The following is a 24,159-nucleotide window of genomic DNA, read 5'->3' as shown; positions in this document are numbered from 1 at the left end:
CTCTTCCGAGCACGCCGAACCGGCCTATCGTCGGCGAATCCGACGATCAGGCGAATCGCAGCCGCAACGACAGGACGCCGTCTGGCGATCACACCCGATCCGTTGCCGCCGACGGCACCTCAGGGCAGTCCCACCAGGCAGCCGGCCTCTCATCCCCGATCACGAGAACGGCATCGCTGAACGTGTCCTGCTGGACGGCGGCGTGCGGCTCCTCCAACACGACGACGGCGGCGACGATCGCGAGGGAGGCGGCGGCCAGACCCGAAGCGGTTCTCATACGCATCGCAAATGTCTCCTTCGACGTCGTCAGGCTCTCGGCGGCCTCGAGCCGCTCGCTATAACGAAACTAAGGTGCCCGCCGCCGCCCTGGGAGTCCCTGTCATTACCTCTATCGCCAGACTCCGAAACCGGGGCTCCGTCGTCCGCGCCAAGGTCGTCTTTCGGTCAATTTTCTCTGCGGACTCGTAGCCTCCGAGCATGATCGTTATGACGGACGTGTCGCCATGGCGGTGACGGACGTCGAGGTTTTGGGCCCGTTCGGGAGTGAGTCCGGTCGGCAGACAGAACCGGGCGGAACCGTGCCGCCACCGGACCGGCCCACCCCGGCCGAGCCTCGTCGGCGTATCTGGCCGGGCGCCGGTCGGCGGCTGCTCGTGGCCGCCGTCGTCGTGTGGATGGCCGTGATCACTGCGCTGGTTCTGTTCCGCGACGGCGAAGAACCAACCGCGGCACCGCCCTCGCCGATGCCCGGCCCGTCAAGCTCCGCGACGGGCCTGACTACAGCCCAGCTGTACGAGAGCGTGCTGCCCTCCGTTGTCTCGATCATCTCCACCGGCCGCGGCGGAACCTCGGCGAACGCGCAAAGCATGACCGAATCAGCCAGCGGCACCGGCGTCATTGCCAACGCGGACGGCAGCATCTTGACGGCGAACCACGTTGTCGAGGGAGCCGCCTCGATCGAGGTCACCTACGCTGACGGTACGACGGCGAGGGCAACCGTGGCCGAAACCGACCCTCGGCGGGACATCGCGACGCTGACCCCCGCCGGCCGACCCGGAACACTGGTTCCCGCGGCCCTCGGTGGCGGTGCTCAGATCGGCGATCCTGTGGTGGCCATCGGCAATCCTCTCGGACTCACGATGTCGACCACAACCGGTGTGGTGTCAGGCCTCGAACGAACGATGGCGCGTGACCGCGGCGGCGACATCGCCGGTCTCATCCAGTTCGACGCGGCAGTCAACCCCGGCAGCTCGGGCGGGCCGTTATTCGACAGCAACGGTCAGGTGATCGGCATCGTGGTGGCACTGGCCAACCCGACCGAGGCCGGCACGTTCATCGGCATCGGCTTCGCCGTCCCGATCGGCGCCGCGCTGGGTGGCGGCGGCGACGGCGAAGGGCCCGGCAGTGGCCCTCCCATGTGAGACCTCATCGAGTTACAGCGAGAGAAGGACAGTGGTATGACGTGGAGTGAAGTGGACGCTCCGGCGGCCTCGGCCGGGCCGATCGAGAAGGTGCTCTACGAGGTCAAGAAGACCATCGTGGGGCAGGACATCCTGCTCGAACGGCTCATCGTGGCCCTGCTCGCCCGCGGTCACATTCTGGTCGAGGGTGTGCCCGGCCTGGCCAAGACCCTCGCGGTCAAGTCCCTCGCGGAGGCGATCGGCGGCGAGTTCCACCGGGTGCAGTTCACGCCCGACCTGGTGCCGGCCGACATCGTCGGCACCCGCGTCTATCACCAGCCGACCGGCGAGTTCCAGGTGCAGTTGGGCCCGGTCTTCACCAACCTGCTGCTGGCCGACGAGATCAACCGCGCCCCGGCCAAGGTGCAGAGCGCGCTGCTCGAGGTCATGCAGGAGCGGCAGGTCACCATCGGCCGCGAGACCCACAAGGTGCCCAACCCGTTCCTGGTCATGGCCACCCAGAACCCGATCGAGACCGAGGGCACCTATCCGCTGCCCGAGGCGCAGGTCGACCGCTTCATGATGAAGGTGCTGGTCGGCTACCCGAGCCCGACCGAGGAGTTCGTGGTGGTCGAGCGGGCGCTGACCCGGGCCGCGGTCATCCAGAAGATCATCGACCCGGAGTCTCTGGTCGCCCTTCAGGAAGAGGCCGATCGGGTGTACGTCGACCCGTCGCTGATCGAGTTCGCGGTGAGCCTGGCCCATGCGAGCCGTGAGCCGGCCCGGGTCGGGCTGACCGACCTGGCCCGGTACGTGACGTTCGGCGCCAGCCCGCGGTCGTCGATCAGCCTGGTCCTCGCGGCGCGGGCGCTGGCCTTCATCCGGGGGCGCGAGTACGTCGTACCGGAAGACCTGACCGACCTTGCCCTTGATGTCATGCGACACCGCATGGTGCTGTCATACGAGGCGCTGTCGGACGAGGTGACGCCCGATCTGATCTTGTCGAAGATCCTGGCCAACGTGGCGATCCCGGAGCCGGCCGGCCGGGGCCGCTGACCCATGACCACTCCCTCCGATCGGTTGTTGCGGCGCCTCGAGTGGCGGCTCGGCCGTCGCCTGGACGGGCGGCTGCAGGGCGCCTACCGCACTGTGTGGCACGGCGCCGGGATCGACTTCACCGACCTGCGGGCGTACGTGCCGGAGGACGATGTCCGGCACATCGACTGGAACGTCACGGCCCGGCTCGACGAGCCGTACATCCGGCAGTACACCGAAGACCGGGAGATGACGGCCTGGCTGGTGGTGGACCGGTCGGCCTCGATGCGCTTCGGCCGCGAGGGCGGCAAGCAGTCGGTCGCGGCCGAGCTGGCCGTCGCGCTGGCCCGGCTCGTCTCTCAGGGCGGCAACAGGGTCGGCGCGATCCTGTTCGACAACAACTCCCATCAACTGATTCCACCGCGGCCCGGACGCGACCAGATTCTCCGGATCACCCGCTCACTCCATAACCAACCGACGTGGGCCAAGGGTGAGACGACCGATCTGTTGGCCATGCTCAAGCTGGCCGCGGCGACGACCTCGCGGCGGCGCAGCCTGATCTTCGTGATGTCCGACTTCATAGGCGACCCGGGGTGGGACCGGTCGCTGGCGATGCTCAGCCACCGGCACGAGGTCGTGGTGATCCGGGTGGTCGACCCTACGGAACTCGACCTGCCGGACGTCGGCGTGGTCCTGGTCGAGGATGCCGAGACCGGCGAGCAGCTACTGGTCGACACCAGCGATCCGCTGCTGCGCCAAAGGCTGGCCACCCAGGTCGGCGCGCGCGAGGACGAGGTAGCCGAGGGCATGCGCAAGGCTGGGGTCGCGGCCCACCGGGTCACCACCGATCAGGACATGCTGTCCGCATTGATCGACATGGTCCGCCGCTCAGGAGTGAGGCGTTCATGAGCTTCCTCTATCCGCTCATCTTGATCGCCGCTGCGGTCGTCACGGCGGCGGCGATCGCCGGCTACGTCGCGCTTCAGCGCCGCCGCAGCGCCGCCTTGCACGCGGCTGGCTTCGGCGTCCTGGCCGGCGGCACGTCACGCCGCGCGGCGATCCGGCGCCACCTGCCGTACGCGCTGTTGCTGCTGGCCTTGCCGGTCCTGCTCGTGGGTCTGGCCCGGCCGCAGGCCGAGCTGAGCGTGCCCCGCATGTCGGGGACCGTGCTACTGGCCTTCGACGTGTCGAACAGCATGCGCGCCACCGACGTGGCGCCGTCGCGGCTGGGCGCGGCGCAGCAGGCGGCGAAGGACTTCGTCGAGGACCAGCCGGACACGGTCGACGTGGGCGTGCTCGTCTTCGGCGACCAGGCGCTGCTCACCCAGGCCCCGACCGACGACCACAACGCCGCGGTGGCCGCGATCGGCCGGCTCTCGGCCAGCGGCGGCACCTCCCTGGGCCAGGCCATCCTGGTCGGTCTCGGCACGATCACCGGCAAACCGGTGGCTCCGCCCCAGGAAGGCGCGCCCGCGCCCGAGCTCGGCTACTGGCCGTCGGCGACGATCGTCGTCTTCTCCGACGGGCAGGAGACGGGCGGTCCCGACATCGAGGCCGCAGGCGAGCTAGCGGCTGCGGCGGGGGTACGTATCCAGACCGTCGGCGTGGGCACGGCCCAAGGCGGCACTGTCGAAGTCGACGGCTTCCAGCTCGGCACCCAGCTCGACGAGCAGACCCTCACCGCGATCTCAGAGGTCACCGGCGGCGCGTACCACCCGGCCGGGGACGCGGCGGCCGTCTCCGACACGACGAAATCGATCGACCTGCGCCTGACTGCCAAGAAGGAGCCGGCCGAGTTGACCGCGCCGTTCGCCGGTGCCGCACTGCTGCTGCTCATGCTCGGCGCGCTGCTGGGCACCCGCTGGCACGGAAGGATCGTCTGATGTCGTTCAGCTGGCCGTGGGCGCTGCTTGCGCTGCTGGCCGTGCCGCTGCTGCTGGCGGCCCGCTGGTGGCTGAACCGGCGACGCAAGCGCACCGCTATCACCGTCTCCAGCGTCGCGGTGATCCGGGCCGCGCTGGCCGGGCGTACGTCCTGGAAACGCAGGCTTCCCGCCTGGCTTTTCCTCGCCGGTTTCTTGCCTTTGGCGGTCGGCCTGGCTCGCCCGCAAGCAACAGTCGCACTTCCTCGCAACGGAACATCGATTCTGCTGGCCATCGACGTGTCCGGCTCGATGTGCTCGACGGACGTGCAGCCCAACCGGCTCACTGTGGCCACCGACGCCGCGCGTGAGTTCATCGGGAGCATCGACGACGGCACCCGTGTGGGCATTGTCGCCTTCTCCGGCGTCGCCGGTCTCCTGGTCGCGCCGACCACGGACAAAGGTGAGCTGCTGGACGCTGTGGACACCCTCAAGACTGCCCGCGGCACGGCGATCGGCCAGGCCATCCTGACCTCGATCGACGCCATCGCCGAGACCAACCCGGATGTCGCCGCCACCGGCGTCGACCTCGAAACACCCGGCCCGCAAAGCCCGACCGACTACCAGCCGGACACCATCGTCGTGCTCACCGACGGCTCCAACACCACCGGCGTCCAGCCCGGCACCGCCGCCGAGCAAGCGGCCGCCCGCCGCATCCGGGTGTTCACCATCGGGTTCGGCACCACGGACCCAGCCCCGATGGTCTGTTCCCCCGATCAGATTGGCGGGGACCTGTTCGCCGGCGGCTGGGGACAGCGTGGTCAAGGCGACGCCGGGCGTTTCGGTGGCGGCGGGAATCTGAACCAGGTCTTGCAGATCGACGAGGAGGCGTTGCAACAGGTTGCGGACAGCACCGGAGGTGAGTACCTCCGCGCCGAGGATGCCGACCAGCTCGTCAATGCTTTGGACGACCTGCCCGGCCGGATCGGCTTGCAGGAACAAGAGGTCGAGATTTCCGCCTGGTTCATGCTGGCGGGAACGCTGCTCACCTTCACCGGCGTCGGCCTGGCGCTGTGGTGGAACCGTGGACCGTCGCGCAGACAACCGCTCTGAGCCGGGGTACACCGGGGTAGGCGCGACCGCCCGGCGGGGGCAGACCAGGCGGCCGCGCGGGCATCAGGAAAGCAACTCGGACCGAAAATCTATCGAAGGTTTTCAGCGATCCTGAAAGTCAAGACGTGAGGGGTGCACTGCCAGTACGAGTCACAGCAAAGTCTCCCTCGCCTGGTCCAAGATCCCTATCGTCGGGCGGATGCGACTGCTGGTGGTGGAGGACGAGCCCGACTTGGCCGAAGGGCTGCGCATCGGCCTCGGCCGTGACGGCTACGCCGTCGACATCGCGCTCGATCTCGCGCAGGCGTACGACCGGCTCACCGTCAACGAATACGACCTGATGCTGCTTGACGTCAACCTGCCCGACGGTGACGGGTTCTCCCTGTGCCGGGATCTGCGGGAAGGGCGCATCCCCACCCCGGGACCGGACAAACTCCGCGTGCTGATGTTGACTGCGCGCGGCGGACTCGCGGACCGGGTACGAGGGCTCGACGATGGCGCCGACGACTACCTGGTCAAGCCCTTTCACATGACGGAGCTGCTCGCCCGCCTGCGGGCGTTGCTGCGCCGGGAAACCAGAAACACGACCGCCACACTGGTCATCGGCGCCCTCGAACTCGACGCCGCCCGCCATCACGTGCTGCTGGCCGGCGCGGAGCTGAAACTGACTCGCAAGGAGTTCGGCATCCTGCGGTTCCTCATGACCCGGGCCGGTGAGGTGGTCTCCAGCGAAGACCTCCTCGAGCACGTATGGGACGCCCACGCCGACCCGTTCACTCAAACCGTGCGCGTCACCGTTGGCACACTGCGGCGCAAACTCGGATCCGGATCGATCGAGACGGTCGTTGGGCGCGGATACCGTCTCCCGGTGCCGTACGCCACTGATGCTCCATGATCTGCCGCGCCCTCCCGGCACACCTCACGCAAGTGACTCCCTCCCGCCGTGCCGGCGCGGTTTGCTGGAGATGTGACTGATGACCACGCAGTAACCGTCACGCGCGGTGTCGTGGTGGACGCCGCCACCGGTGCCCAACCGGAGCTGCGCACTGCATGTCGCTGTCGGTGAGGCCGGGCGAAGTCGGCCGGCTGCGGCTCTGGTCGCGGTTGTCCCCAGGTGGAGCCGGCACGCCCACAAGGGGTGCCCTGTCAGGGACTCCCTCGAGCCCTGGGGCGCGCCTAACGTACGCGCTTAGCGGTGATCTTGTAGCTCCATGACAAAACCGCCTTACCTCGGAAACTCGTACGAAACTCGCGAATCGTACGGTTTCCTCGCGATCGATGTGGCTCGCTGTCAAGCATTCGGCGTCCCGGAACTGTCCGGGCATCTCGCATCGAGGAACGTCTTTGATACACAGAAGACTTGTCCCTGCCGCCGTGGCGGCTTCACTGTTCGTGGTCGGGCTCTCCGCTGTCCCAGCGTCGGCCTACAGCTCCGTTCCGGTCGCCCTCGGCGACCAGTGGAACGTCAACGACGCCGCCATCCCGGGCCTGGACACCGGCAGCGTGCGCAGCACCTCCGCCAACGCCCTGTTGGGATACGGCGGCATCCGGGTCAAGGTGCCCGGCGGCACCAGCATGCTCAACGGCGCCCTACTGCGCGGCTTCGGACTTACGCAGCGCAGCCCCGGCTCCTACGCCGGCAAGCACTCGGTGGTCGTCGACGGCGTCGCGGTGACCCGGGAACTGACCGTCGACGCGGCCGACAGCTTCGGCCGGTTCTTCGACACGTTCACCAACACCACCCGTCGGCCCCTGCGCATCGACGTGGCGTTCGGCGGGCAACTGGGCTACAACACCGGCACCAATCAGAGCACCGTCGCGTCCACGTCCTCAGGCGACACCCGCATCACCGGCAGGGACGGCTGGGTCTCCTTCTTCACCCCGTCCGCCGGAGCAGGCTCAGCCAGTACGAACGGACCGTCCGCCACTGTCCTGGGAGCGCCCGGAACGCTTGCGCGTGTCGGCAACTTCCTCCGTGACCCGTTCCGTAACCCGCTGCCCGCCACGGGCGACGAGGCCAACCACCCTGGCTTCGTCAATCAGCTCACCCTGTATCCAGGACGCAGCTTGTCGCTGGCGCACTTCGTGGTGACCGGCCTGTCGGAGACCCGCAACGCGCCCGGTGCGAGCGCACCGCCCACGGCAGGGTCGCAGGTTGCCGCCGTGCAGGCCGCCGCGGCCGCATTGACGACCAAGCCCGACTTCACCGGGTTGTCGGCCGCCGAGGTCTGCTCGCTGGCCAACTTCCCGTCCAGCGGCAAGTCCTGCGCACGGTACGGCGGCAAGGTGCCCGGCGCCGTCATCAGTCCGGTCACCCAGCCGGTCGTGAAGACGTCGTCACCGTACAACGTGGTCGGAAAGACGGTCGTGCAGATGCGCGCCGACATGTCTTCCGGGCGTACGAACGCCCAGCAGATCGTGCAGGCGTACCTGGACCGGATCGCCGCCTACGACCAGGGACCGCTCGGCCTGCACTCGGTGCTGTACCTGGCGCCGGACGCCCTCGCCCAGGCCAAGGCCGCCGACCAGGCGCGCAAGCGCGGGGACAAGCGGCCGCTGCTGGGCATTCCGATCCTGGTCAAGGACATCATCGACACCAAGGACATGCCCACCACCGGCGGCTCGCTGGTGTTCGACGGCTACCGGCCCTTCAAAGACGCCTGGCAGGTCGCCAAGCTGCGCGAGGCCGGCGCGATCATCCTCGGCAAGGCCAACCTCTCGGAATTCGCCAACAGCGGCTACTTCAGCGAAAGCGCCTACGGCCAGGTGTGGAACGCCTTCGACCCATCGCGTAGCTCCATCGGCTCCAGCGGCGGCTCAGCGGTCGCCGTGGCCTCTGGCTTCGCTGCCGCCGCGCTGGGAAGCCAGACCGGCGACTCCCTGTGGGGTCCGTCAGGCGCGGCGAACCTCGTCTCGCTGCGCGGCACCGACGGCATGCAGAGCGGCGACGGCACCATGCCGCTGACCGTCGTGCAGGACTACGTCGGCGTCATCGCCCAGTCCGTCGAGGACCAGGCACTCCTGCTCAACACCGTGGCCGTCGGCAACCCGTCGGACTCGCTCGACGACGTCGCCGACGGGCACCGGCCGAAGGACTGGACGAAGTACCTGAACGGCAAGGCACTCAAAGGCGTGGTCATCGGCGTGCCTGCCGACGCGTTTACCGATCCGTTCGGCACCACCGAGGTCAGCAGCGCGCTGCGGGCCAAGTTCGCCGCGTTCCGTAAGGCCGGTGCGACCATCAAGGAGATCTCTGCCACCCCGGCGGCGCCGGCCCGCACCTACACCGGTGACACCGGCTATGAGGGCTGGCGGCAGTGGATCGCGGCCCACCCGGACAACCCCTACAAGACGGCCGAAGAGGTCATCACCAGCGCCAAGAAGCTGCCGTACAACGTGCGGACCACCTACACCGGCACCGGCGCGATGACCCCTGAACAGCTCGCGGCGATGCAGGCGTGGCGGGCCTCGTACCGGGCGATGCTCGGCACGTGGATGGACGACGAGGGCGTGGACGTGGTGCTCTATCCGACGGAGCTGAGCGACATCCACCTCAACGACTCCAGCGGAAACAGCTTCGGCCGCCGCGACCCGCAGTCCTCCGGCGCGGGCGTGCCGACAGCGATCTTCCCCGCCGGCCTCAACGCGCACGGCCAGCCGGTCGGCTTCCAACTGCAGGGCAAACAGTTCCAGGACCCGGAGCTGCTCGGCTACGCGTACGCGTTCGAGAAGATCGCCGGCGGCCGCGCGCTGCCGAGGATCACCCCGGCACTGCGCTACGGCTTCCGCCGATGAGCTGATCATCGACGTGTGGTGGGTCCGGCGCGCCAAGCGCTGCCCGGATCCACCTCTCACCGGTTCCAGAACCAGCGCAACCCGTTGTAGGTGTACTCCATCGCGGCTACCCCGTTGTGGGAGTACCCGTTCTTGACGCTGAACGCGAAGTTCCCGTCCTGCTCGGTGCGGGCTTCTGTGAAAGTCGGCGAGTTCCGCATGAGTTCCGCTCGGTTTTGGTCGTAGGGGTGAGCGAAGCCCTGACGTCAAACGGCCGTTACTCGGAAAGCCTCACTGACGAAAGGAGTTGCGGCAGTGTCACCTTCGAGGGAGGTTGCTGTGTTCGCGCCGGGTGGGAGGGCCCCTGTTACCGGTCGTCGGCCGGTCCGGTGATCTCGTCGAGCGCGCGCAGGGCGTTGAGCGTGCGGGGGTAGCCGACGAAGGGCAGCAGCTGGGTGATGACGGCGAGGATGGTGGTGCGGTCGTTGCCGACGTTGAGGTTTGCGCGGACGTGGCCTTTGACTTGCGGGTCGGCGCCGCCGAGGGAGATCAGCATGGACAGGGTGAGCAGTTCGCGGGTGGGCAGGTCGAGGCCTGTACGGGTGTAGTGGTCGCCGAAGCAGTTGGCCGACAGTAGCCGCTGGATGTGCTGCTCGTCGGCGGGTGCGTTGGCGTACATGGTGTCGACCGCCTCGGCGCCGACGATCTGTTTCTGGACCGCGAGGCCGAGCGAAGCCCGCGTTTGCGGGGTGGTGGTCGACTGGCCGGGCAGGGGCAGTTCCACGCCGCGTTCGGTGAGGACCTCGTTGGTGGCGTGCAGGAAGTCGAAGACCTTGCCCATGCCGGCGTACGGGACGGCCTGGTAGACGATTTCCTTGGCCTCGACCGGGGTGACGCCGGCGGTAAGAGCGGCGCCGAGCATGACCTTGTACTCGCGTAGCGCCTGCCCGGCGATCAGCGCGGCCAGCTGGGTCATCAGCCGAAGGCGGGGCTCGAGGTCGCCGTGCTGGAGAACCTCGTCGAAGGCGAAGTTGTCGAAGTATTCGATCAGTTCGGGGTCGGTGACCGCGAGCGTCGACACGTGGCCGGGAAACAGCTCGTCGTGGTTCCTGCGGGCAGCGTCACTGATAGCCATGCCCGAACGGTATAGCTGCCCTGAGCAGGCCTGGGAGGTTCTGATGGAACCTCCCTCAAGCGCCGCGTACCTGCCTACCGTCGGAGTCGGCACCCTTCACGAGAGGACTTTCTGATGGCTTCACGGACATGGCTGATCACGGGAGTGAGCAGCGGTTTCGGTCGTGAGCTGACGCAACAGCTGCTCGCCGCCGGAGACACGGTCGTCGGGACGGTTCGCGGTCTGGACAGGGTCGCCGACCTGAGCAAGGAGTACCCGGACACCTTCCGGGCGGAGAACCTCGACGTCTCCGACGCGGCCGCTGTCCGGCAGCTGGTCGACCGGGTGTTCGCCGAACTCGGCCGGATCGACGTGGTCGTCAGCAACGCCGGCTACGGATTGTTCGGGGCGGCCGAGGAGCTGTCCGACGAGCAGGTTGCGCACATCATCGCGACCAACCTCACCGGCTCCATCCAGCTCATCCGGGCCGCCCTGCCTCATCTGCGTCGGCAGGGTGGGGGCCGGGTCATTCAGCTTTCCTCGTACGGGGGCCAGGTCGCCTTCCCGGGCAACTCGCTGTACCACGCGACCAAGTGGGGCATCGAGGGGTTCTGTGAGGCCGTGGCGCAGGAGGTGGCCGGGTTCGGCATCGGCGTCACGATCGTGGAGCCGGGCGGCGCGCGCACCGAGTTCCGTTACGGCAGCGCCCAGGTCGCCACCTTGATGCCGGAGTACGAGGGCAACCCGGCGCACGCGTTCCAGAAGATGCTCGACCCGGCCAACGGCCTCGCCCCGGGCGACCCGGCCCGGATGGGCGCCGCGATCATCGACAGCGTCGACATCTCACCTGCACCGTTGCGGATGATCCTGGGCTCGCAGGCACTCGACAGCACGATCAAGGTGTTGCAAGACCGGGTCGCCAGGTTCGAGGCCCAGCGTGAGCTGGCGGCCTCCACCGATTTCCCCACGGGCGAATAAGCGGTGCTGGTCTCGGCGTCGGCTCTGTTCTGGGGGCTGCAGTTCGCCTTCCTCAACCCGGCGCTGGCGCTGCTGCTGGTCACCGTCTTCGACGCGAGCGCCGGCGAGGCCGGCTGGGCCCTGGCGATCTACAACGCCGGCGGGTTCGTCGCGTCGCTGCTGGTTCCGGCGTACGCCGATCGCGCCCGTGACTACGTACGGCCGATGGTGGCCTGTGGGTTTTTGACCCTCGCCCTGGCCGGTGTGTTGGCCGTGACCACGTCACTGCCGCTGGCCGTGCTGGCCCTGGTGGTGCTGGGCGGGCCGGCCGGTGTGGGTAGTTCGCTGCTGTTCGCACAGCTCAAGCACACCGGCGCCGCGCCCGGGGACGTGGTGCGCACGCGGGCGCTGGTGTCGTTCGCCTGGGTCGCCGGGCCGCCGCTGGCCACCTTCCTGATCGGCGGGTTCGGGCCCCGCTCGATCCTGGCGGCCATCGCCGTGACCGCGATCCTGAACATCGCCACCACGGCGGTCATGCGGCGCGCACCCCTCGCCCCGTCGGCGGAACCGGAGCGGGGGATGCCACGCGGGCGGGTCGCGGTGGTGGTCGTCGTGTTCATCGCCTTGCAGGCGACCAACAGCGCGACGGTCTCGGTCATGAGCCTGTACGTGACCGAGCGGCTCGGCCTCGACATAGCGTGGGCCGGCATCGCCCTGGGTGTGGCGGCCGGCCTGGAGATCCCGGCGCTGCTGCTGATCAGCAAGCTCACTGGGCGATGGCTGCTGCTGTCCGGCTGTGTCGCCGGGATCGTCTACTACACCGCCATGACGTTCGTTCACGGTCCCGTGCTGTTGGTGGGCTTGCAAGTGCTCAACGCCTGGTTCTTCGCCACTGTGGCCGGCGTTGGCCTGACCCTGTTCCAAGAGATCATCCCGCGCCCCGGCCTGGCCGCCGGCCTCTACACCAACACCCGCCGCCTCGGCTCCATCGCCGCCGGACCGCTGCTCGGCCTCGGCGCCGCCACGTCGCTCGGTTACGGCGCGGTCTTTGCCGCCTGCGCGGTCATCACGACCGCCGCAGTGGTTGGCCTGCGCTTCACCCCGCTACGCCAACCCCAACTCAGTCACTGAACGAACGGAGAACATCATCATGCGAGCAACCGTCATCTACGGCGCCGGAGACGTCCGGGTGGAGAACGTGCCCGACGCCGCCCTGCGCGAGCCCACCGACGCCCTCGTACGGGTGCTGCGTTCCTGTATCTGCGGCAGCGACCTGTGGCCGTACGCCTCCCGCCCGGCCAGCGAACAGCCGGACCGGATCGGCCACGAGTTCCTCGGCGTGATCGAGGAAGTGGGCTCCTCGGTGTCCGGGCTCAAGCCCGGCGACCTGGTCGTAGCGCCCTTCGTCTGGTCGGACGGCACCTGCGACTTCTGCTGCGAAGGGCTCCAGACTTCCTGTCGGCACGGCGGCAACTGGGGCCGCAACGGCATCGACGGCGGTCAAGGCGAGGCCGTACGCGTCCCGCAGGCTCAAGGAACCCTGGTCAAGCTCCCGGTCGGCGAGGACTCGGCGCTGCTGCCCTCGCTGCTCTCGCTGTCCGATGTGTTTCCGACCGGATACCACTGCGCGGTCACGGCCGGAGTCAACCCGCGGACGACCGTGACCGTGATCGGCGACGGCGCGGTCGGCCTGTCCGCCGTGCTGTCGGCCAAGCGGCTCGGCGCCGAGCGGATCATCTTGATGGGTCGGCACAAGGACCGCACGGACCTGGGCCGGGAGTTCGGCGCCACCGACGTGGTCGCCGCCCGGGGCGAGGAAGGCATCGCGGCCGTACGGGACCTGACCGGCGGCGACGGCACCCACACCGTCCTCGAGTGTGTGGGCCTGGAAGACGCCATCAAGACCGCCTTCGGTGTGGTCCGCGCCGGCGGCACGGTCAGCCGCGTCGGCGCCCCGCAATACCCGGCCGTACCGGCCGACTTCCCGGTCTTCCTGCGCAACATCACGCTGACCGGCGGCGTCGCACCCGCCCGCGCCTACATCGAGACACTGCTGCCCGACATCCTCGACGGCACTATCGAGCCCGGCAAGGTCTTCGACCGCACCGTCGCCCTCGACGAGGTGCCCTCCGGATACCGGGCCATGGCCGACCGCGCAGCCCTCAAGGTCCTGATCCAGCCATGAGGTCCGATGGTTGGTTTCGGGTCGTCGCGGAGCCGCCGACAAGGCCCTCTACCGGACCGTGGTCGCCTATCCGCTGAGCCTGTGGCTCGCCGGCGAAGTCGTCCCCGGCGACCGATTCCTCGCCGTCCAGCTGCTGCGAGGCCGGCACCAGTAGTATGCGCGGCTCGTCGTAGAGAACCGTCACGCGCCGCCCGTCGTCCGGGATCGGCAGCGGCGCCCGGAGCACGAGCACGTCGACCCGGCGGCCGGGTAGCGCGCGGGCCTCGATGACCCGCAGCCTGGCCCGCGAGCTGCTGCCGCGCCGGATCCGGGTGAACGCGGTCAGCCCGGGCCCGATCGACTCCGGCGTCCCGGTGAAGTCGATGCCGCGAGAGCTCGCCGACGCCACCAAGTCGCAGATGGCCGCCGACAACCAGATGCTGCGGCTCGGCACACCGGCCGAGGGGGCGCCGAACTCGCGGTCGACGGCGGCGGCTCCCAGATCTGACCGCGGGTTGTCGGTGGCTGCTCGAGGTGTCACGGGCGTGTGGTGAGGGAGAGGTTCAGCTCGGCCTTTCTCTTACCTGGCCGTTGTTCCGGCGCCCTGCTCCAGCCATTGGCCGAATGTGCCGGCCGGGGGCCGGGCCAGCACGGTCAGCGCTTTCCACCGTTCGGGATCGTCGCCGAAGGTGTCGCTGATCATCCGAGCGGCTCGGGCGGCCTGCTCTGGACTGTTGAGCACCCGCTTGGCGGGTAGAGCTTTGAGTATCTCGTCGTCAGTGAATGCTGACCGCAGCAGAGCATCGCAAGTGGCGTCCCGCTGCTGGGCTCGTCCGCGGAGGTGGCGTAGGTGCCGGCGAAGTTCCTGCATCGGTTCGGCCAACTGGGCGAGGTCGCGGTCGCTGGGAACTTCGATGATGTGTGGTTGGCGGGATTCGGCGGCTTGGGCCAGGTTCTGCAGTTGGTTGTCGACTGCCGCTGCCGCCGCGGTGTTCGCAAGGTGTGGCTGTATCCGCCGTAGCGCGGCCTCGTCCAGCATGGGTAGAACGTCGAGGAAGGCCTCCGGCGGCGTACGGGGATTAGCGGCCAACGCCGCGGCCGCGTCCGCCCGTTCCGCGTCCCATCGTTCGGCTTCAGCCGGATCGGATCGCTGCGCCCAAGGATTCTTGGCCTTCAGTGCGGCCACAGCCTCGGCAAGTTGGCCGGCGTCGGTGGTGAGCTCGGCGACGGCCTCGAGCGAATGCCAGCTCGGGCCGGAATATCGTTCACCGTGCGGGGTCCATCCGTCTTCGACGGCCTCGCGAAGCACTCGAACCAGGTTCTCGGCGAACAGTTGGCGGAGGCGAGGCCAGCGCCGGAGATACGGGAGTAGCTGTGCCAGGCGGATGTCGGCGAAGAAGGCGTCGTGATGTTCGCGCAGTTGTTCGCCGAGGATCTGGGGCAGGCTGGCACGGAGCACGGCGTCGGGAAGGTCGTGGGCGCTTTTCAGGAGGACACGCTGGATCTGCACTACGTGCGGGCCGTGCTGAACGGCCTCTTCCCAGAGATGGGGTATCCGTTCGAGCAGGCGCCACGCCCGTCGAGTGCGGAGCTCTTCCTGCGCACGTAGCCGTTCGATCGCCTTGCTCCGCTCCCAGTCGGACATGCCGCTGAGGGCGGGTCGCGGTTCGGTCTCCGTGAAAGTGGCGGTGAGCAGCGACCTGTACACGCTGTCCGGCGGCTCGATTTTGAGTTGGTGAGCCCATCGGTTGACGACCGTCTCGACGTCCTCGGGGCCGAGCCGTTCGGCGAGGACGGCGGCCTGCTCGGTCCAGCCTTGCCGGCCGCAATAGATCACCAGCGCCGGTGATGCACCGGAGATCTCAGCGACTGTGATCAGGACTGCCTGATCGGGCTGGATGCGCTCCATCGCCTGCGGCAGCAGGTGACTCGGGGCCGTACAGAGCAGAGCCACGACGGTGTCTGTGGTCAAGTCCTTGCGGTCGGCGATCGTCAGCAACAGGTACGGCTCGATCTGCGCGACCACGGAGATCAGGCTGCGCTGTTGCGTGTCGGTCAGGCCATCCAGTTCGGCCAAGGCGGCGAGCAAAGGGGAGTCCACCTGTGTCAGCTTGCCATCATCGGGCTCGCCAACGGCAAGTACTCCGCCGACAGGCCACCTACCCAGGTCTACACTCGACCCTGATCGCGAACAGCGGGGCACCCTGAGATGACTGGCGCCCATGGGCCGATGCCGTCCCGCCTTTCCCGGACTGGACAACGCGGTGTTACGGCTGGTCATCGACAACGCGATTACTGCGATTCCGCGATGGGAAACCCGTCTGGCTTACGCCTGCGGTGCCTCCTGCGATGCGATCCGCCACGGCGGCGCATCCGGCGGACAGGCCGAATCCTCGCCACAGGTGCATTGGGCCTGACAAGCCGGCCAAATGACGGGCATGCAGGTGGTCGTGACATCAACCGCGTACAGGTAGATCGGGTAGGCGGCGTTGCATGTGACACTGATAGCGGCGTAGGACGACTGGTGATGTGTGAGAGGAACACTTCTTATCGGGTTCTGCATTCTTTCGTTGCACCAGAACAGGTCCGGGCATGTCCACACCCGACATCTCGGTCCTCGCCCAGAGCTCAGGCCGTTACTCGTAAAGCCTCAGTGAGTTTGGCTTGGAATGAGGGTTCGGAGAGGGCTACCGACGCGCCTCTCCCGCAGATGTCGGGTCGCGTTTTAGCTGTGACGTCGGTCGTGACGCCGCCGCAGATTTACAGATGCGAGAGCAGATATCCAGTGTCACAGATTCCGACGGCGTGAGAGCGCGGCTCGATCCTGGGCTGCTGTAGTCGTTCGCGCCGCGATGGTAGCGGCTAATGCGACTGGCGGGGTGTCGCAGGCATTTTGGATCCCAAAACTCGCCGACTATGGACCCGGGGGGAGTGTAGCCTTAATAGCAGCACTTTTCCCGCGGCCTGCGGAGTCAAGGGGTCCGTGCCGAAGTGCGTCAGGAACTGCCCGAATCACTATTGTGGGATGACGTCATGGATGGATCGTTCCCCGATGAACGACGGCCGAGTCAAGGGGCCGGTTGTCCGTCCGTGAAGCATGCCGCTCGTCGGCGTGAAGTGGCTGGCTATGCATTGCCACCGAGCCTGCTAAACGCCTCAGAAAAGCCCTCTACAAGAAAGCGATCTACAAAACCGCAGGTAGGATTGCCTGTATGGTGTCGGGGTGAGGTGGCTGGTAGCGACACCTTAACTCGGCATGGTATGCTTTTCGCTGAGCTGGGAAAACGCTCTCAAGCACGCCGCTGGGCCATTCAGCGCCTGGGGGTCAAGGGGTCGCAGGTTCAAATCCTGTCAGCCCGACAAAATATCGATGGTGACCTGCGGAAACGCAGGTCACCATTTTTGTTGGAACACGGCCATCCACCGAAAACCCACCGTTTTCAGGGTGCGTCCGCCACGGCTGGGTTCATCGCGCTCTCCGGAACGGCCCGGTGTGGGACGAAGACCGTGCTATCTGCCCGACACGACCTACGTCGGCGCTGATTCGTTCGAGGCCGCGCCGCCGTACGCGACGGGGTGACCAGGTCTCAATGCTTCGTCCTCCAGGTTAAGACCGCGTGTCAGTTGGGGTTGTTGCTGGCCAGCAGGTTGAGCCGGGTGGCGCGTCGGAAGCAGATTAGAGCGCAGGCCAGGCGCAGGAATCCGAGGTAGTGGGAAGCCTTGCGCTCGTAGCGGCGGGCCAGGCGCCGGAATCTGGTGGTCCATTCCAGGCAGCGTTCGATGACGTAGCGGTGCCGGCCCAGGTGCTTCGACGACTCGATGCCCGGCCGGGCGATGCGCGGCACGATGTTGCGCTCACGCAGCAATTCGCGGCATCCGGGGTAGGCGTAGCCCTTGTCGCCGTGCAGCTTCGCCGGCCGTTTGCGTGGGCGGCCGGCGGGCTGACGGATCGGCCGGAGGCCGTCGACCATGTCCTGCAGCATCTTGTGGTCGTTGAGGTTGGCGGCGGAGATGTCCACGTGAACAGGCAGTCCACCGCGTTCGCTGATGGCGTGGATCTTGGAGCCGGGCTTGCCCCGGTCTACCGGACTGGGCCCGGTCAGATTCCCCTTTTGAGCGCGCGGACGTGCATGCTGTCGATACTCGCCCGCGACCAGTCGATCTGCCCGGCGACACCCAGGATGTCCAGCATCGCCTGATGCAGACGGGTCATCACGCCAAGGCTGACCCACTCGGAGAACCGGCGGTGCGCGGTACGCCAGTGCACCGGGAACGACCCAGGCAGCTTGCGCCACGAGCAGCCGGACTCCAGCACGTAGACGATCGCCGCGAGCATCGCCCGGTCATCAGTGCGCCGCCGGCCACCACCCTGATGCCTTTCCGGATGCGCAGGCAGCAACGGTTGGGCGAGATGCCACAACGCATCCGGGCAGTACTTCTCCACGTCATCCACGCCAGGTCAACGAATGACCTTGTAATTCAACAACCCCAAACGACACACGGTCTAAGGACGCAGCTCCAAGATGAGGTGGGCGCCACGTCCGCGCGCGTGACAGTGGCAAGCCAACCGGTAGCCGATGTTGCGTTTCGCAGTGTCGTGGGACGTTGTGGCTTATGCCTCCGACCGCCCCGACCGGCGGTCCTGGAAATCCTGTTCCTCTCGTGCGACCCGTTCCTCGCCGTCTTCGAATGCCTTCATCGCGCGGTTGGCGGTGTGCCGCAGTCCGGCGAGAAGCAGGCTGCCGCTGTCGTCGGTCTTGCCGTCTTTTTCTACGGCGGCGGGGACGGCGATCTCGAGCATGTCCAGGAGGAACGCGACGGCGAGGTGGGCGGGCAGAATGAGGCCACGGTTCGTGGCTCCGCACGCAAGGATGACGTCGTCACCGCGGGAGACGAAGTTTTCGTGCCATCCTTGCGATCCGCCGTGGATATGGCTGCTGGAGAGGCCGTAGAAGTAGCTGAGCTTGTTCGTCACCAACTTGGAAAGACGCCCCGTCCGGTATGCCGCGCGAAGATCGTTCCGGCCCCATGCCCGTCGATTTGCTTGCGCAGCAACCAGATCGAGTCGCCGGGCCGGGGCGGGTCGACGATGACGACCAGAATGACCTTCCCGTCGACGGACACATACTCCGGACTCCAGCGCAGAGCGTCTCCGACCGCCGCGCGCATCTGGCCGATCAGAATTTCTGGATCGAGTGGGGTGATGCCGTTGTATGCGCCTGGTTCAACGCCGACGAGTAGATAACCGTGTCCTTCGGCGTGGCGTGCCGCGGCCTCCGGTTGCCGGTTCGCCATCCCGATGATGGCCTTGGCGAGATGGGCCTGCCCGGCGGCTGCACTCAGGTCGAGTGTTGACTTCCACTCGATCCAGCGGTGCTCCTCGTGATCGTCCGCGCCATGAACCGCGTGCACGAGGGCCGTAAGCTCGCTCGGCCGGAGAAAGGCCTTGGCGGTATCGATGTCCAGAGACACGCGGCCACTTTAACGACATGTCACTGACACACCCAACGCGATGGAACCCGCCAAGGGTCGCAGGTCCACGCACACAGCTGGATGGCGTTTCCGAAGGTGGCGTGAGGCTCAGGTAGCGGTGCGGAGCTCCGGGCTGACCGGGGCCTGCCACATGCCGGTGATTGCGTCGATGAGGCTGGTCGCGGTGTCGTCCCAGCTGTTCTGAAAGGTGGGGGAGTGCTCGGCGAGGGAGCGTTCGCGCTCCACCACCATCTGGGTGACCAGGAACCGGGCCATCGCCGCGCGTTCGAGCAAGATGTTGGCGGGAAGGTTCGGTAGGCAGCGGGCCAGGTTGTCGTTCATCTCCCGTAGGGCGGGCGCGGCATCCTGTGATTCCTCGGTCAGGATCTGCGCCAGGGCGGGGTCGGCCTGCACTTGGGCGGTGAAGCGGGTGTACCAGGTGGCGTCGCCGAGCTCCGCCAGGTGTTCGGTGAGGGGGCGGACGAGGCAGGCAACCCAGTCTCTGATGTCGAGCGATCCCGCGACGTCGGCCATCATCTGCTGGCGTCGCCGGCCGATCTGCTCCGCGTGGCGGCGGGCGAGGGCGCGGATCAGGTCGGGCTTGCCGCCGAAGTGGTAGTTGACCGCCGTGTTGTTGCGCTGGCCGGCGGCCTGGCTGATTTCCCGGTAGCCGACCGCGTGGACTCCGCGTTCGGCGAACAGGCGCTCTGCGGCGTTCAGCAGCGCCTCGCGTGTGGCGCTGACCTGCTCGTCCCGTCTCATCGGCTCACCGTTGTCCTTCGTTGCTTTCGACTTGAAGCTTAGTCGGACTGATCACATGCGTGCCTGGCGGCGGGCTTCGGCCCATAAATTAAATCAGACGTCTGATTTAAGAGAGTTGAACCGATGACCGAGACCCTTGCCGCACCTTCCGGCACCGACCAGCCCCGATTGGCGAAGAACCCGTCCGTGATCGTGGCGGTCCTGGCCTTCGCCGGCATCGTCGTCTCGCTCATGCAGACGATGGTGATCCCGATCGTGCCGAAGCTGCCGCAGCTGCTGCACGCCGATGCCGCGGATACCGCTTGGGCCGTTACTGCCACCTTGCTGGCCGCGGCCGTCGCCACCCCGGTGGTGGGCCGCCTGGGCGACATGTACGGCAAACGCCGTCTGCTGCTGATCAGCCTGGTCCTGCTGCTGGCCGGCTCGGTGGTCTGCGCGCTCAGCGACTCGCTGGTCCCGATGATCGCCGGGCGGGCGCTGCAGGGCCTGGCCGCCGGCGTGATCCCGCTGGGCATCAGCATCATGCGTGACGAATTGCCGGCCGAGCGTCTCGGCGCCTCCACCGCGCTGATGAGCGCCTCGCTCGGTGTCGGTGGCGCGATCGGTCTGCCGGTGGCGGCGTTCGTCGCCGAGAACTTCGACTGGCACGCGCTGTTCTGGGCGTCGGCAGTCCTCGGCGCGGCTTCCTTGGGACTGGTGCTGGGAATGGTCCCGGAGTCGTCACGGCGTACCGGCGGACGGTTCGACCTGATCGGCGCGCTCGGCCTGTCGACCGCTCTGGTCAGCCTGCTGCTGGCTGTCTCCAAGGGGGCGAGCTGGGGCTGGGGCAGTGGCGTCACGCTCGGGCTGTTCGCCACAGCCGTCGTGGTGCTGCTCGCCTGGGGCTTCTACGAGTTGCGAGCGAAAACGCCCCTGGTGGATCTGCGCACGACCGCACGCCGGCAGGTGTTGTTCGCCAACCTCGCCGGCCTGGTGTTCGGCTTCGCCATGTTCGCGATGTCGCTGATCGCGCCGCAACTGCTGCAACTTCCCGAAGCCACCGGGTACGGGCTCGGCCGCTCACTGATCACCGTCGGCTTGGTCCTCGCCCCTCAGGGTCTGGTCGTCATGGCCGTCGCCGGTCTGCCGGCGCGGGTGTCGCGCACCATGGGCCCGAAAGTGACCCTGATGATCGGTGCCGTCATCGTCGCGGCGGGCTACCTGCTAAACATCGTTCTGATGAGCCAGATCTGGCACATCATCCTGGTCACCTGCATCATCGGCGCCGGCATCGGCATGGCGTACGGCGCGTTGCCGCTGCTGATCATGGGTGCCGTGCCCGTCTCCGAGACGGCCGCCGCCAATGCGCTGAACACTCTGCTGCGCTCCGTCGGCACCTCCTTCGCCAGCGCCGTGTCCGGAGTGATTTTGGCGCAGCTGACCATCACCCTCGGCGGCCAGACCTTGCCGTCGGAGACCGCCTTCAAGGTGCTCATGGCCGTCGCCGCAGGCGCGGCGCTGATCGCGCTTCTGCTGGCGGCGTTCCTGCCCAAGCGAGCGGCTACGGCTACTTCACCGGTCCACATCACAGAAACAGGAGAATGAAAGATGACCACGAGTCACGCACCTGCCGGCGCCGGAGTACTGCAGGACAAGGTCGCCATCGTCACCGGTGCCGGCCAAGGTCTGGGCCGCTACATCGCGATCGCCATGGCCGAGGCCGGCGCCCACGTCGTGGTGGCTGACCTCAACGCCGAGACCGCCGAGACCGTGGCGCAGGAGCTCAAGAAGCACGGCCACCCCGGACTCGCCATCCAGTGCGACGTAAGCAAACGCGACCAGGTCAACGCGGTCGTCGAGCGCACGGTCGCCGAGCTCGGCGGCATCGACGTGCTCGTCAACAACGCTCACAACGTGCGCAACACCCAGAAGCCGTTCCTCGAGACCGACGAGGAACACCTCATGACGCATCTGACGAGCGGGCTGTTCGGCACCTACTACTTCCTGCAGGCCGCGCACCCGTACCTCAAGGATCGCCAGGGCCGGGTCATCAACCTTGGTTCGGGCGCCGGCGTGACGGGCCTGAAGGACCACTTCTCCTACGCCGCCACCAAGGAGGCCATCCGGGCGACCACCCGGGTCGTCGCCCGAGAGTGGGGACCGGACGGCATCCGCGTCAACACCATCTGCCCCGCGGCGTATGACACCCCCGCGATGAAGGTGTTCCTGGACAAGATCGGCGAGGAAGGGCGTGCCGCCATGACGACCCAGATCCCGATCGGCCGATTCGGGCTGTCCGAGGAGGTCGCGAACGTCGCCGTGTTCCTGGCCAGCGACGCCTCCAGCTACATGACAGGCCACACGCTGATGGTCGACGGCGGAGCAAACATGGACGCCGGTCGCTGAGGCCACCGGAGACGCAGAGCTGCGGGCGCTGGGCCGTTACCGCCGGCGCCCGCAGATGATCCAGGGAACTCGCCGCAAACGAAGGAACAAGAAAAGATGCGTATCGAACAGGGGCAGGTCGCCGTCATCACCGGCGCCGCCAGCGGAATCGGATACGGGCTGGCCGAAGCCCTGTCCGCGCGCGGAGTCAAGCTGATCATCTCCGACATCCGTGAAGAAGGCTTGGCCGCGGCCGAGCAGGCGCTGCGCAAAGGCGGCGCCGAGGTCACGGCTGTGGTGGCCGACGTCAGTGACGACGCTTCGGTGCGCACCCTTGCCGACCGCACCGTTGCCACCTATGGGCGTGTCGACCTGGTGTGCAACAACGCCGGCCTGGTCTGCCCGTCCGCGCCGATGTGGGAACAGGACGCGCGGACCTGGCGGCGCATGATCGACGTCAAGATGCTCGGCGTCATCCACGGAGTCGCCGCGTTCGCGCCACTGCTGGTCGGGCAGAAGTCCGGCCACATCCTCAACACCGCCTCCTCCGGCGGCCTCAATCCGCTGCCGGGCCTGACCCCCTACACCGCGACCATGCACGCGGTCGTCGGGCTCACCGAGACCCTCGATCTGGAGCTCAAGCAGGCGGCGCCGGCTCTGGGCGCCACCGTGTTGTGCCCCGGCCTGGTGGACACCCCGCTCGGGCAGAATTCCGCAGCGCTGGGGGCTATCCAGCTTCCACCCGGTGGAGGGCCTTCCATGCGAGACATCGCGCCGCCGGAAGCCATCCTGACGCCGCGCGAGGTTGCCGAGTCGGCGTTGAGCGCGATCGAGGCCGGCCGCGTCCACGTGGCACCCGGCATGGGCGTCGTCGAGGGAGCCCGGGCGCGGGTGGAGGGCCTACTCGCCGACATCACCGCGGTCTGATCCGCCTCGCATCCCACCTGGCGCTGCGCTGGTCCGGCGAATCGCCAGGTGGGGAGAGACGACGAATTGGCTGGGCTCGGCGCGACCCTCGATGCGTTCGAGCAGCAGCCGGACGCTTTCGGCGCCGGTGCTGTGGCCGGACTGGTCGACGGTCGTCAGGGAGACCCGGTTGATCGTCGAGGTGTAGATGTTGTCGTACCCGGCCACCGACATGTCCTCCGGTACGCGCAGCCCGCGTTCCTCGGCGGCGCGCAGCACGCCGAGGGCGGCGATGTCCGCTCCGGCGAAGATGGCCGTCGGTGGTTGGGCACGATCGAGCGCCTGGAGCGCCGCCTGGTGACCGCCCTCCTCCGAGAGCCACGTCTCGATCACGTCCGGCGTGAGGCCGTGCCCGCGCATCGCTTGCTCGTATCCCTGGCGCCGCGCCGTGTGGGACAGGACGAATGCGTCCTCGAACGCCGCCCGGGGCATGCTGGTGTGCGCGATGCGGCGGTGCCCGAGGGCGACGAGGTGGTCGACCATCAGCTGGGCGCCCAGCCGCTCGTCGTCGACAACCGTGTCGAAATGGCGGGGAGTGCCGTGCAGGGCGACGGCCACCACCGGAACAGTCTCCGCGATCTTCTCGATCCACGCGACCTCGATCCAGGGCGCGATCAGTGCCAGCCCGTCGACCCGCCGGTCGAGCAGCGCCTCGATGCGGCTCTTCTGGCGCTCGGGCGTCGCGCCGGCGGTCACCAGAATGTCCTGGTACGAGGTGGCCTCGAGCGCGTCGCTTATGCCCTTGGCCACCTCCGTCTGGAATGGCGAGGTGAGCTCGACGAGGACCACGCCGACCGTGTACGTGCGGCCGCGCATCGCCCGGGCGCCGGTGTGCGGCCGGTAGCCGAGTCGGCCGATCGCCTCGGTGACACGCGCGCGCATCTGTGGGCTGACGCCGTACGCGCCGCGCAGCACCTTCGAGACCGCGGAAACCGAGACGCCGGCGGCCGCCGCGACGTCCTGGATGGTGGTGCGTTCGGTTCCTGCGGGATCTGCCACGTCGCGGAGCGTACTGACAATTCGGGCTTTGTGCAACGTTCTACGAGATGTCGCCGCGAAACTTGGCTCGTTTCAAAATAGTTACGGCCAGGTTGCCATGGACTCTTGACGGGCTGTGACGCGCGTCCCTACAGTGCCGCGTAGAACGTTGCACATAAATTCCTCCCCTCGAAGCCCG

The 24,159-nt window shown here is 67.7% G+C and carries 24 protein-coding genes; 15 read left to right on the top strand and 9 right to left on the bottom strand.

What is annotated here, in order from left to right; translation table 11 throughout:
- Positions 1 to 88 precede the first annotated feature (88 nt).
- Entirely contained in the window at positions 89 to 283 is a 195-nt protein-coding gene (locus tag ACQP2X_RS35675) for a hypothetical protein (RefSeq protein ID WP_498689483.1), read from the bottom strand.
- A gap of 220 nt (positions 284 to 503) precedes the next feature.
- Here ACQP2X_RS35675 and ACQP2X_RS35670 point away from each other — a divergent pair, with 220 nt between their 5' ends.
- From ACQP2X_RS35670 to ACQP2X_RS35640, 7 genes are all read left to right on the top strand, one after another.
- The gene (locus ACQP2X_RS35670; RefSeq protein WP_498689481.1) at positions 504 to 1,421 is read left to right on the top strand and encodes a S1C family serine protease; all 918 of its coding nucleotides are present in this window, start codon (positions 504 to 506) and stop codon (positions 1,419 to 1,421) included.
- A gap of 36 nt (positions 1,422 to 1,457) precedes the next feature.
- On the top strand, positions 1,458 to 2,456 hold the full coding sequence (locus ACQP2X_RS35665; RefSeq protein ID WP_498689479.1) for an AAA family ATPase: 999 nt from the start codon (positions 1,458 to 1,460) through the stop codon (positions 2,454 to 2,456).
- Positions 2,457 to 2,459: 3 nt separating this feature from the next.
- On the top strand, positions 2,460 to 3,344 hold the full coding sequence (locus ACQP2X_RS35660; RefSeq protein WP_498689476.1) for a DUF58 domain-containing protein: 885 nt from the start codon (positions 2,460 to 2,462) through the stop codon (positions 3,342 to 3,344).
- A complete protein-coding gene (locus tag ACQP2X_RS35655) occupies positions 3,341 to 4,318 on the top strand; it encodes a VWA domain-containing protein (RefSeq protein ID WP_498689474.1) in 978 nt (325 codons plus the stop codon). Before ACQP2X_RS35660 ends, ACQP2X_RS35655 begins: the two co-directional genes overlap by 4 nt.
- Entirely contained in the window at positions 4,318 to 5,409 is a 1,092-nt protein-coding gene (locus ACQP2X_RS35650) for a VWA domain-containing protein (RefSeq protein ID WP_498689471.1), read from the top strand. The genes ACQP2X_RS35655 and ACQP2X_RS35650 overlap by 1 nt, the downstream gene beginning before the upstream one ends.
- A gap of 199 nt (positions 5,410 to 5,608) precedes the next feature.
- Positions 5,609 to 6,304 carry a response regulator transcription factor gene (locus tag ACQP2X_RS35645; RefSeq protein WP_498689469.1) on the top strand — a complete coding sequence of 232 codons (696 nt, stop codon included), beginning with the start codon at positions 5,609 to 5,611 and terminating at the stop codon, positions 6,302 to 6,304.
- A gap of 479 nt (positions 6,305 to 6,783) precedes the next feature.
- On the top strand, positions 6,784 to 9,204 hold the full coding sequence (locus ACQP2X_RS35640) for an amidase (RefSeq protein WP_498689467.1): 2,421 nt from the start codon (positions 6,784 to 6,786) through the stop codon (positions 9,202 to 9,204).
- A 56-nt stretch (positions 9,205 to 9,260) separates the two neighbouring features.
- On the opposite strand, the gene ACQP2X_RS35635 is transcribed toward ACQP2X_RS35640, so the two are convergent.
- A complete protein-coding gene (locus ACQP2X_RS35635; protein WP_498689466.1) occupies positions 9,261 to 9,404 on the bottom strand; it encodes a hypothetical protein in 144 nt (47 codons plus the stop codon).
- Between the two features lie 146 nt (positions 9,405 to 9,550).
- Positions 9,551 to 10,318 (bottom strand): carboxymuconolactone decarboxylase family protein, encoded by a 768-nt coding sequence (locus tag ACQP2X_RS35630; protein WP_498689464.1) that lies wholly within the window; start codon positions 10,316 to 10,318, stop codon positions 9,551 to 9,553.
- Between the two features lie 114 nt (positions 10,319 to 10,432).
- Between ACQP2X_RS35630 and ACQP2X_RS35625 the strand changes: the two genes are divergently transcribed.
- The 5 genes from ACQP2X_RS35625 to ACQP2X_RS35605 all read left to right on the top strand — a co-directional run bounded on the left by ACQP2X_RS35625 (position 10,433) and on the right by ACQP2X_RS35605 (position 13,972).
- Complete coding sequence (locus ACQP2X_RS35625) at positions 10,433 to 11,275, top strand: SDR family oxidoreductase (RefSeq protein WP_498689462.1); 843 nt, start codon at positions 10,433 to 10,435, stop codon at positions 11,273 to 11,275.
- Positions 11,276 to 11,278: 3 nt separating this feature from the next.
- On the top strand, positions 11,279 to 12,385 hold the full coding sequence (locus ACQP2X_RS35620) for an MFS transporter (RefSeq protein WP_498689460.1): 1,107 nt from the start codon (positions 11,279 to 11,281) through the stop codon (positions 12,383 to 12,385).
- A 19-nt stretch (positions 12,386 to 12,404) separates the two neighbouring features.
- Positions 12,405 to 13,439, top strand: coding sequence for a zinc-binding dehydrogenase (locus ACQP2X_RS35615; RefSeq protein ID WP_498689459.1), 1,035 nt, complete (start codon positions 12,405 to 12,407; stop codon positions 13,437 to 13,439).
- A 10-nt stretch (positions 13,440 to 13,449) separates the two neighbouring features.
- Positions 13,450 to 13,593 (top strand): hypothetical protein, encoded by a 144-nt coding sequence (locus ACQP2X_RS35610; protein WP_498689457.1) that lies wholly within the window; start codon positions 13,450 to 13,452, stop codon positions 13,591 to 13,593.
- A 112-nt stretch (positions 13,594 to 13,705) separates the two neighbouring features.
- Positions 13,706 to 13,972, top strand: coding sequence for an SDR family oxidoreductase (locus ACQP2X_RS35605; protein WP_498689455.1), 267 nt, complete (start codon positions 13,706 to 13,708; stop codon positions 13,970 to 13,972).
- A gap of 26 nt (positions 13,973 to 13,998) precedes the next feature.
- Here the strand turns inward: ACQP2X_RS35605 and ACQP2X_RS35600 are convergent, their stop codons facing one another.
- The 5 genes from ACQP2X_RS35600 to ACQP2X_RS35580 all read right to left on the bottom strand — a co-directional run bounded on the left by ACQP2X_RS35600 (position 13,999) and on the right by ACQP2X_RS35580 (position 19,652).
- Positions 13,999 to 15,519, bottom strand: coding sequence for a hypothetical protein (locus tag ACQP2X_RS35600; protein WP_498689454.1), 1,521 nt, complete (start codon positions 15,517 to 15,519; stop codon positions 13,999 to 14,001).
- A 1,519-nt stretch (positions 15,520 to 17,038) separates the two neighbouring features.
- Positions 17,039 to 17,862 (bottom strand): IS5 family transposase gene (locus tag ACQP2X_RS35595; protein ID WP_498700918.1). Its coding sequence is split into 2 segments (ribosomal slippage): positions 17,039 to 17,530 and positions 17,533 to 17,862, totalling 822 coding nucleotides; the frame shifts between segments, so codons are not numbered across the junction.
- A 168-nt stretch (positions 17,863 to 18,030) separates the two neighbouring features.
- Complete coding sequence (locus tag ACQP2X_RS35590) at positions 18,031 to 18,393, bottom strand: hypothetical protein (RefSeq protein ID WP_498689452.1); 363 nt, start codon at positions 18,391 to 18,393, stop codon at positions 18,031 to 18,033.
- A complete protein-coding gene (locus tag ACQP2X_RS35585; RefSeq protein WP_498689450.1) occupies positions 18,390 to 18,890 on the bottom strand; it encodes an AlbA family DNA-binding domain-containing protein in 501 nt (166 codons plus the stop codon). The genes ACQP2X_RS35590 and ACQP2X_RS35585 overlap by 4 nt, the downstream gene beginning before the upstream one ends.
- Before the next feature lie 108 nt (positions 18,891 to 18,998).
- Positions 18,999 to 19,652, bottom strand: a complete 654-nt coding sequence (locus tag ACQP2X_RS35580; protein ID WP_498689448.1) for a TetR/AcrR family transcriptional regulator — start codon at positions 19,650 to 19,652, stop codon at positions 18,999 to 19,001.
- A 123-nt stretch (positions 19,653 to 19,775) separates the two neighbouring features.
- Here ACQP2X_RS35580 and ACQP2X_RS35575 point away from each other — a divergent pair, with 123 nt between their 5' ends.
- The 3 genes from ACQP2X_RS35575 (at position 19,776) to ACQP2X_RS35565 (ending at position 22,943) form a co-directional block, all read left to right on the top strand.
- Positions 19,776 to 21,236, top strand: coding sequence for an MFS transporter (locus ACQP2X_RS35575; protein ID WP_498689446.1), 1,461 nt, complete (start codon positions 19,776 to 19,778; stop codon positions 21,234 to 21,236).
- Between the two features lie 3 nt (positions 21,237 to 21,239).
- On the top strand, positions 21,240 to 22,037 hold the full coding sequence (locus ACQP2X_RS35570; protein ID WP_498689445.1) for an SDR family NAD(P)-dependent oxidoreductase: 798 nt from the start codon (positions 21,240 to 21,242) through the stop codon (positions 22,035 to 22,037).
- 96 nt (positions 22,038 to 22,133) lie between these two features.
- On the top strand, positions 22,134 to 22,943 hold the full coding sequence (locus ACQP2X_RS35565) for an SDR family oxidoreductase (protein WP_498689443.1): 810 nt from the start codon (positions 22,134 to 22,136) through the stop codon (positions 22,941 to 22,943).
- Here the strand turns inward: ACQP2X_RS35565 and ACQP2X_RS35560 are convergent.
- A complete protein-coding gene (locus ACQP2X_RS35560) occupies positions 22,917 to 23,981 on the bottom strand; it encodes a LacI family DNA-binding transcriptional regulator (protein ID WP_498689441.1) in 1,065 nt (354 codons plus the stop codon). The genes ACQP2X_RS35565 and ACQP2X_RS35560 overlap by 27 nt on opposite strands.
- Positions 23,982 to 24,159: the final 178 nt, after the last annotated feature.

Source organism: Actinoplanes sp. CA-131856 (assembly GCF_050956135.1).
In the GTDB taxonomy this organism is placed as follows: Bacteria; Actinomycetota; Actinomycetes; order Mycobacteriales; family Micromonosporaceae; genus Actinoplanes.
This window is presented reverse-complemented; position numbering and strand designations above follow the sequence as displayed.

What these genes read in the sequence shown, in the direction of transcription:
- ACQP2X_RS35675 (WP_498689483.1), bottom strand. Translation starts at nt 283, where the DNA reads ATGCGTATGAGAACCGCTTCGGGTCTGGCCGCCGCCTCCCTCGCGATC.
- ACQP2X_RS35670 (WP_498689481.1), top strand. Translation starts at nt 504, where the DNA reads ATGGCGGTGACGGACGTCGAGGTTTTGGGCCCGTTCGGGAGTGAGTCC.
- ACQP2X_RS35665 (WP_498689479.1), top strand. Translation starts at nt 1,458, where the DNA reads ATGACGTGGAGTGAAGTGGACGCTCCGGCGGCCTCGGCCGGGCCGATC.
- ACQP2X_RS35660 (WP_498689476.1), top strand. Translation starts at nt 2,460, where the DNA reads ATGACCACTCCCTCCGATCGGTTGTTGCGGCGCCTCGAGTGGCGGCTC.
- ACQP2X_RS35655 (WP_498689474.1), top strand. Translation starts at nt 3,341, where the DNA reads ATGAGCTTCCTCTATCCGCTCATCTTGATCGCCGCTGCGGTCGTCACG.
- ACQP2X_RS35650 (WP_498689471.1), top strand. Translation starts at nt 4,318, where the DNA reads ATGTCGTTCAGCTGGCCGTGGGCGCTGCTTGCGCTGCTGGCCGTGCCG.
- ACQP2X_RS35645 (WP_498689469.1), top strand. Translation starts at nt 5,609, where the DNA reads ATGCGACTGCTGGTGGTGGAGGACGAGCCCGACTTGGCCGAAGGGCTG.
- ACQP2X_RS35635 (WP_498689466.1), bottom strand. Translation starts at nt 9,404, where the DNA reads ATGCGGAACTCGCCGACTTTCACAGAAGCCCGCACCGAGCAGGACGGG.
- ACQP2X_RS35630 (WP_498689464.1), bottom strand. Translation starts at nt 10,318, where the DNA reads ATGGCTATCAGTGACGCTGCCCGCAGGAACCACGACGAGCTGTTTCCC.
- ACQP2X_RS35625 (WP_498689462.1), top strand. Translation starts at nt 10,433, where the DNA reads ATGGCTTCACGGACATGGCTGATCACGGGAGTGAGCAGCGGTTTCGGT.
- ACQP2X_RS35615 (WP_498689459.1), top strand. Translation starts at nt 12,405, where the DNA reads ATGCGAGCAACCGTCATCTACGGCGCCGGAGACGTCCGGGTGGAGAAC.
- ACQP2X_RS35605 (WP_498689455.1), top strand. Translation starts at nt 13,706, where the DNA reads ATGACCCGCAGCCTGGCCCGCGAGCTGCTGCCGCGCCGGATCCGGGTG.
- ACQP2X_RS35580 (WP_498689448.1), bottom strand. Translation starts at nt 19,652, where the DNA reads ATGAGACGGGACGAGCAGGTCAGCGCCACACGCGAGGCGCTGCTGAAC.
- ACQP2X_RS35575 (WP_498689446.1), top strand. Translation starts at nt 19,776, where the DNA reads ATGACCGAGACCCTTGCCGCACCTTCCGGCACCGACCAGCCCCGATTG.
- ACQP2X_RS35570 (WP_498689445.1), top strand. Translation starts at nt 21,240, where the DNA reads ATGACCACGAGTCACGCACCTGCCGGCGCCGGAGTACTGCAGGACAAG.
- ACQP2X_RS35565 (WP_498689443.1), top strand. Translation starts at nt 22,134, where the DNA reads ATGCGTATCGAACAGGGGCAGGTCGCCGTCATCACCGGCGCCGCCAGC.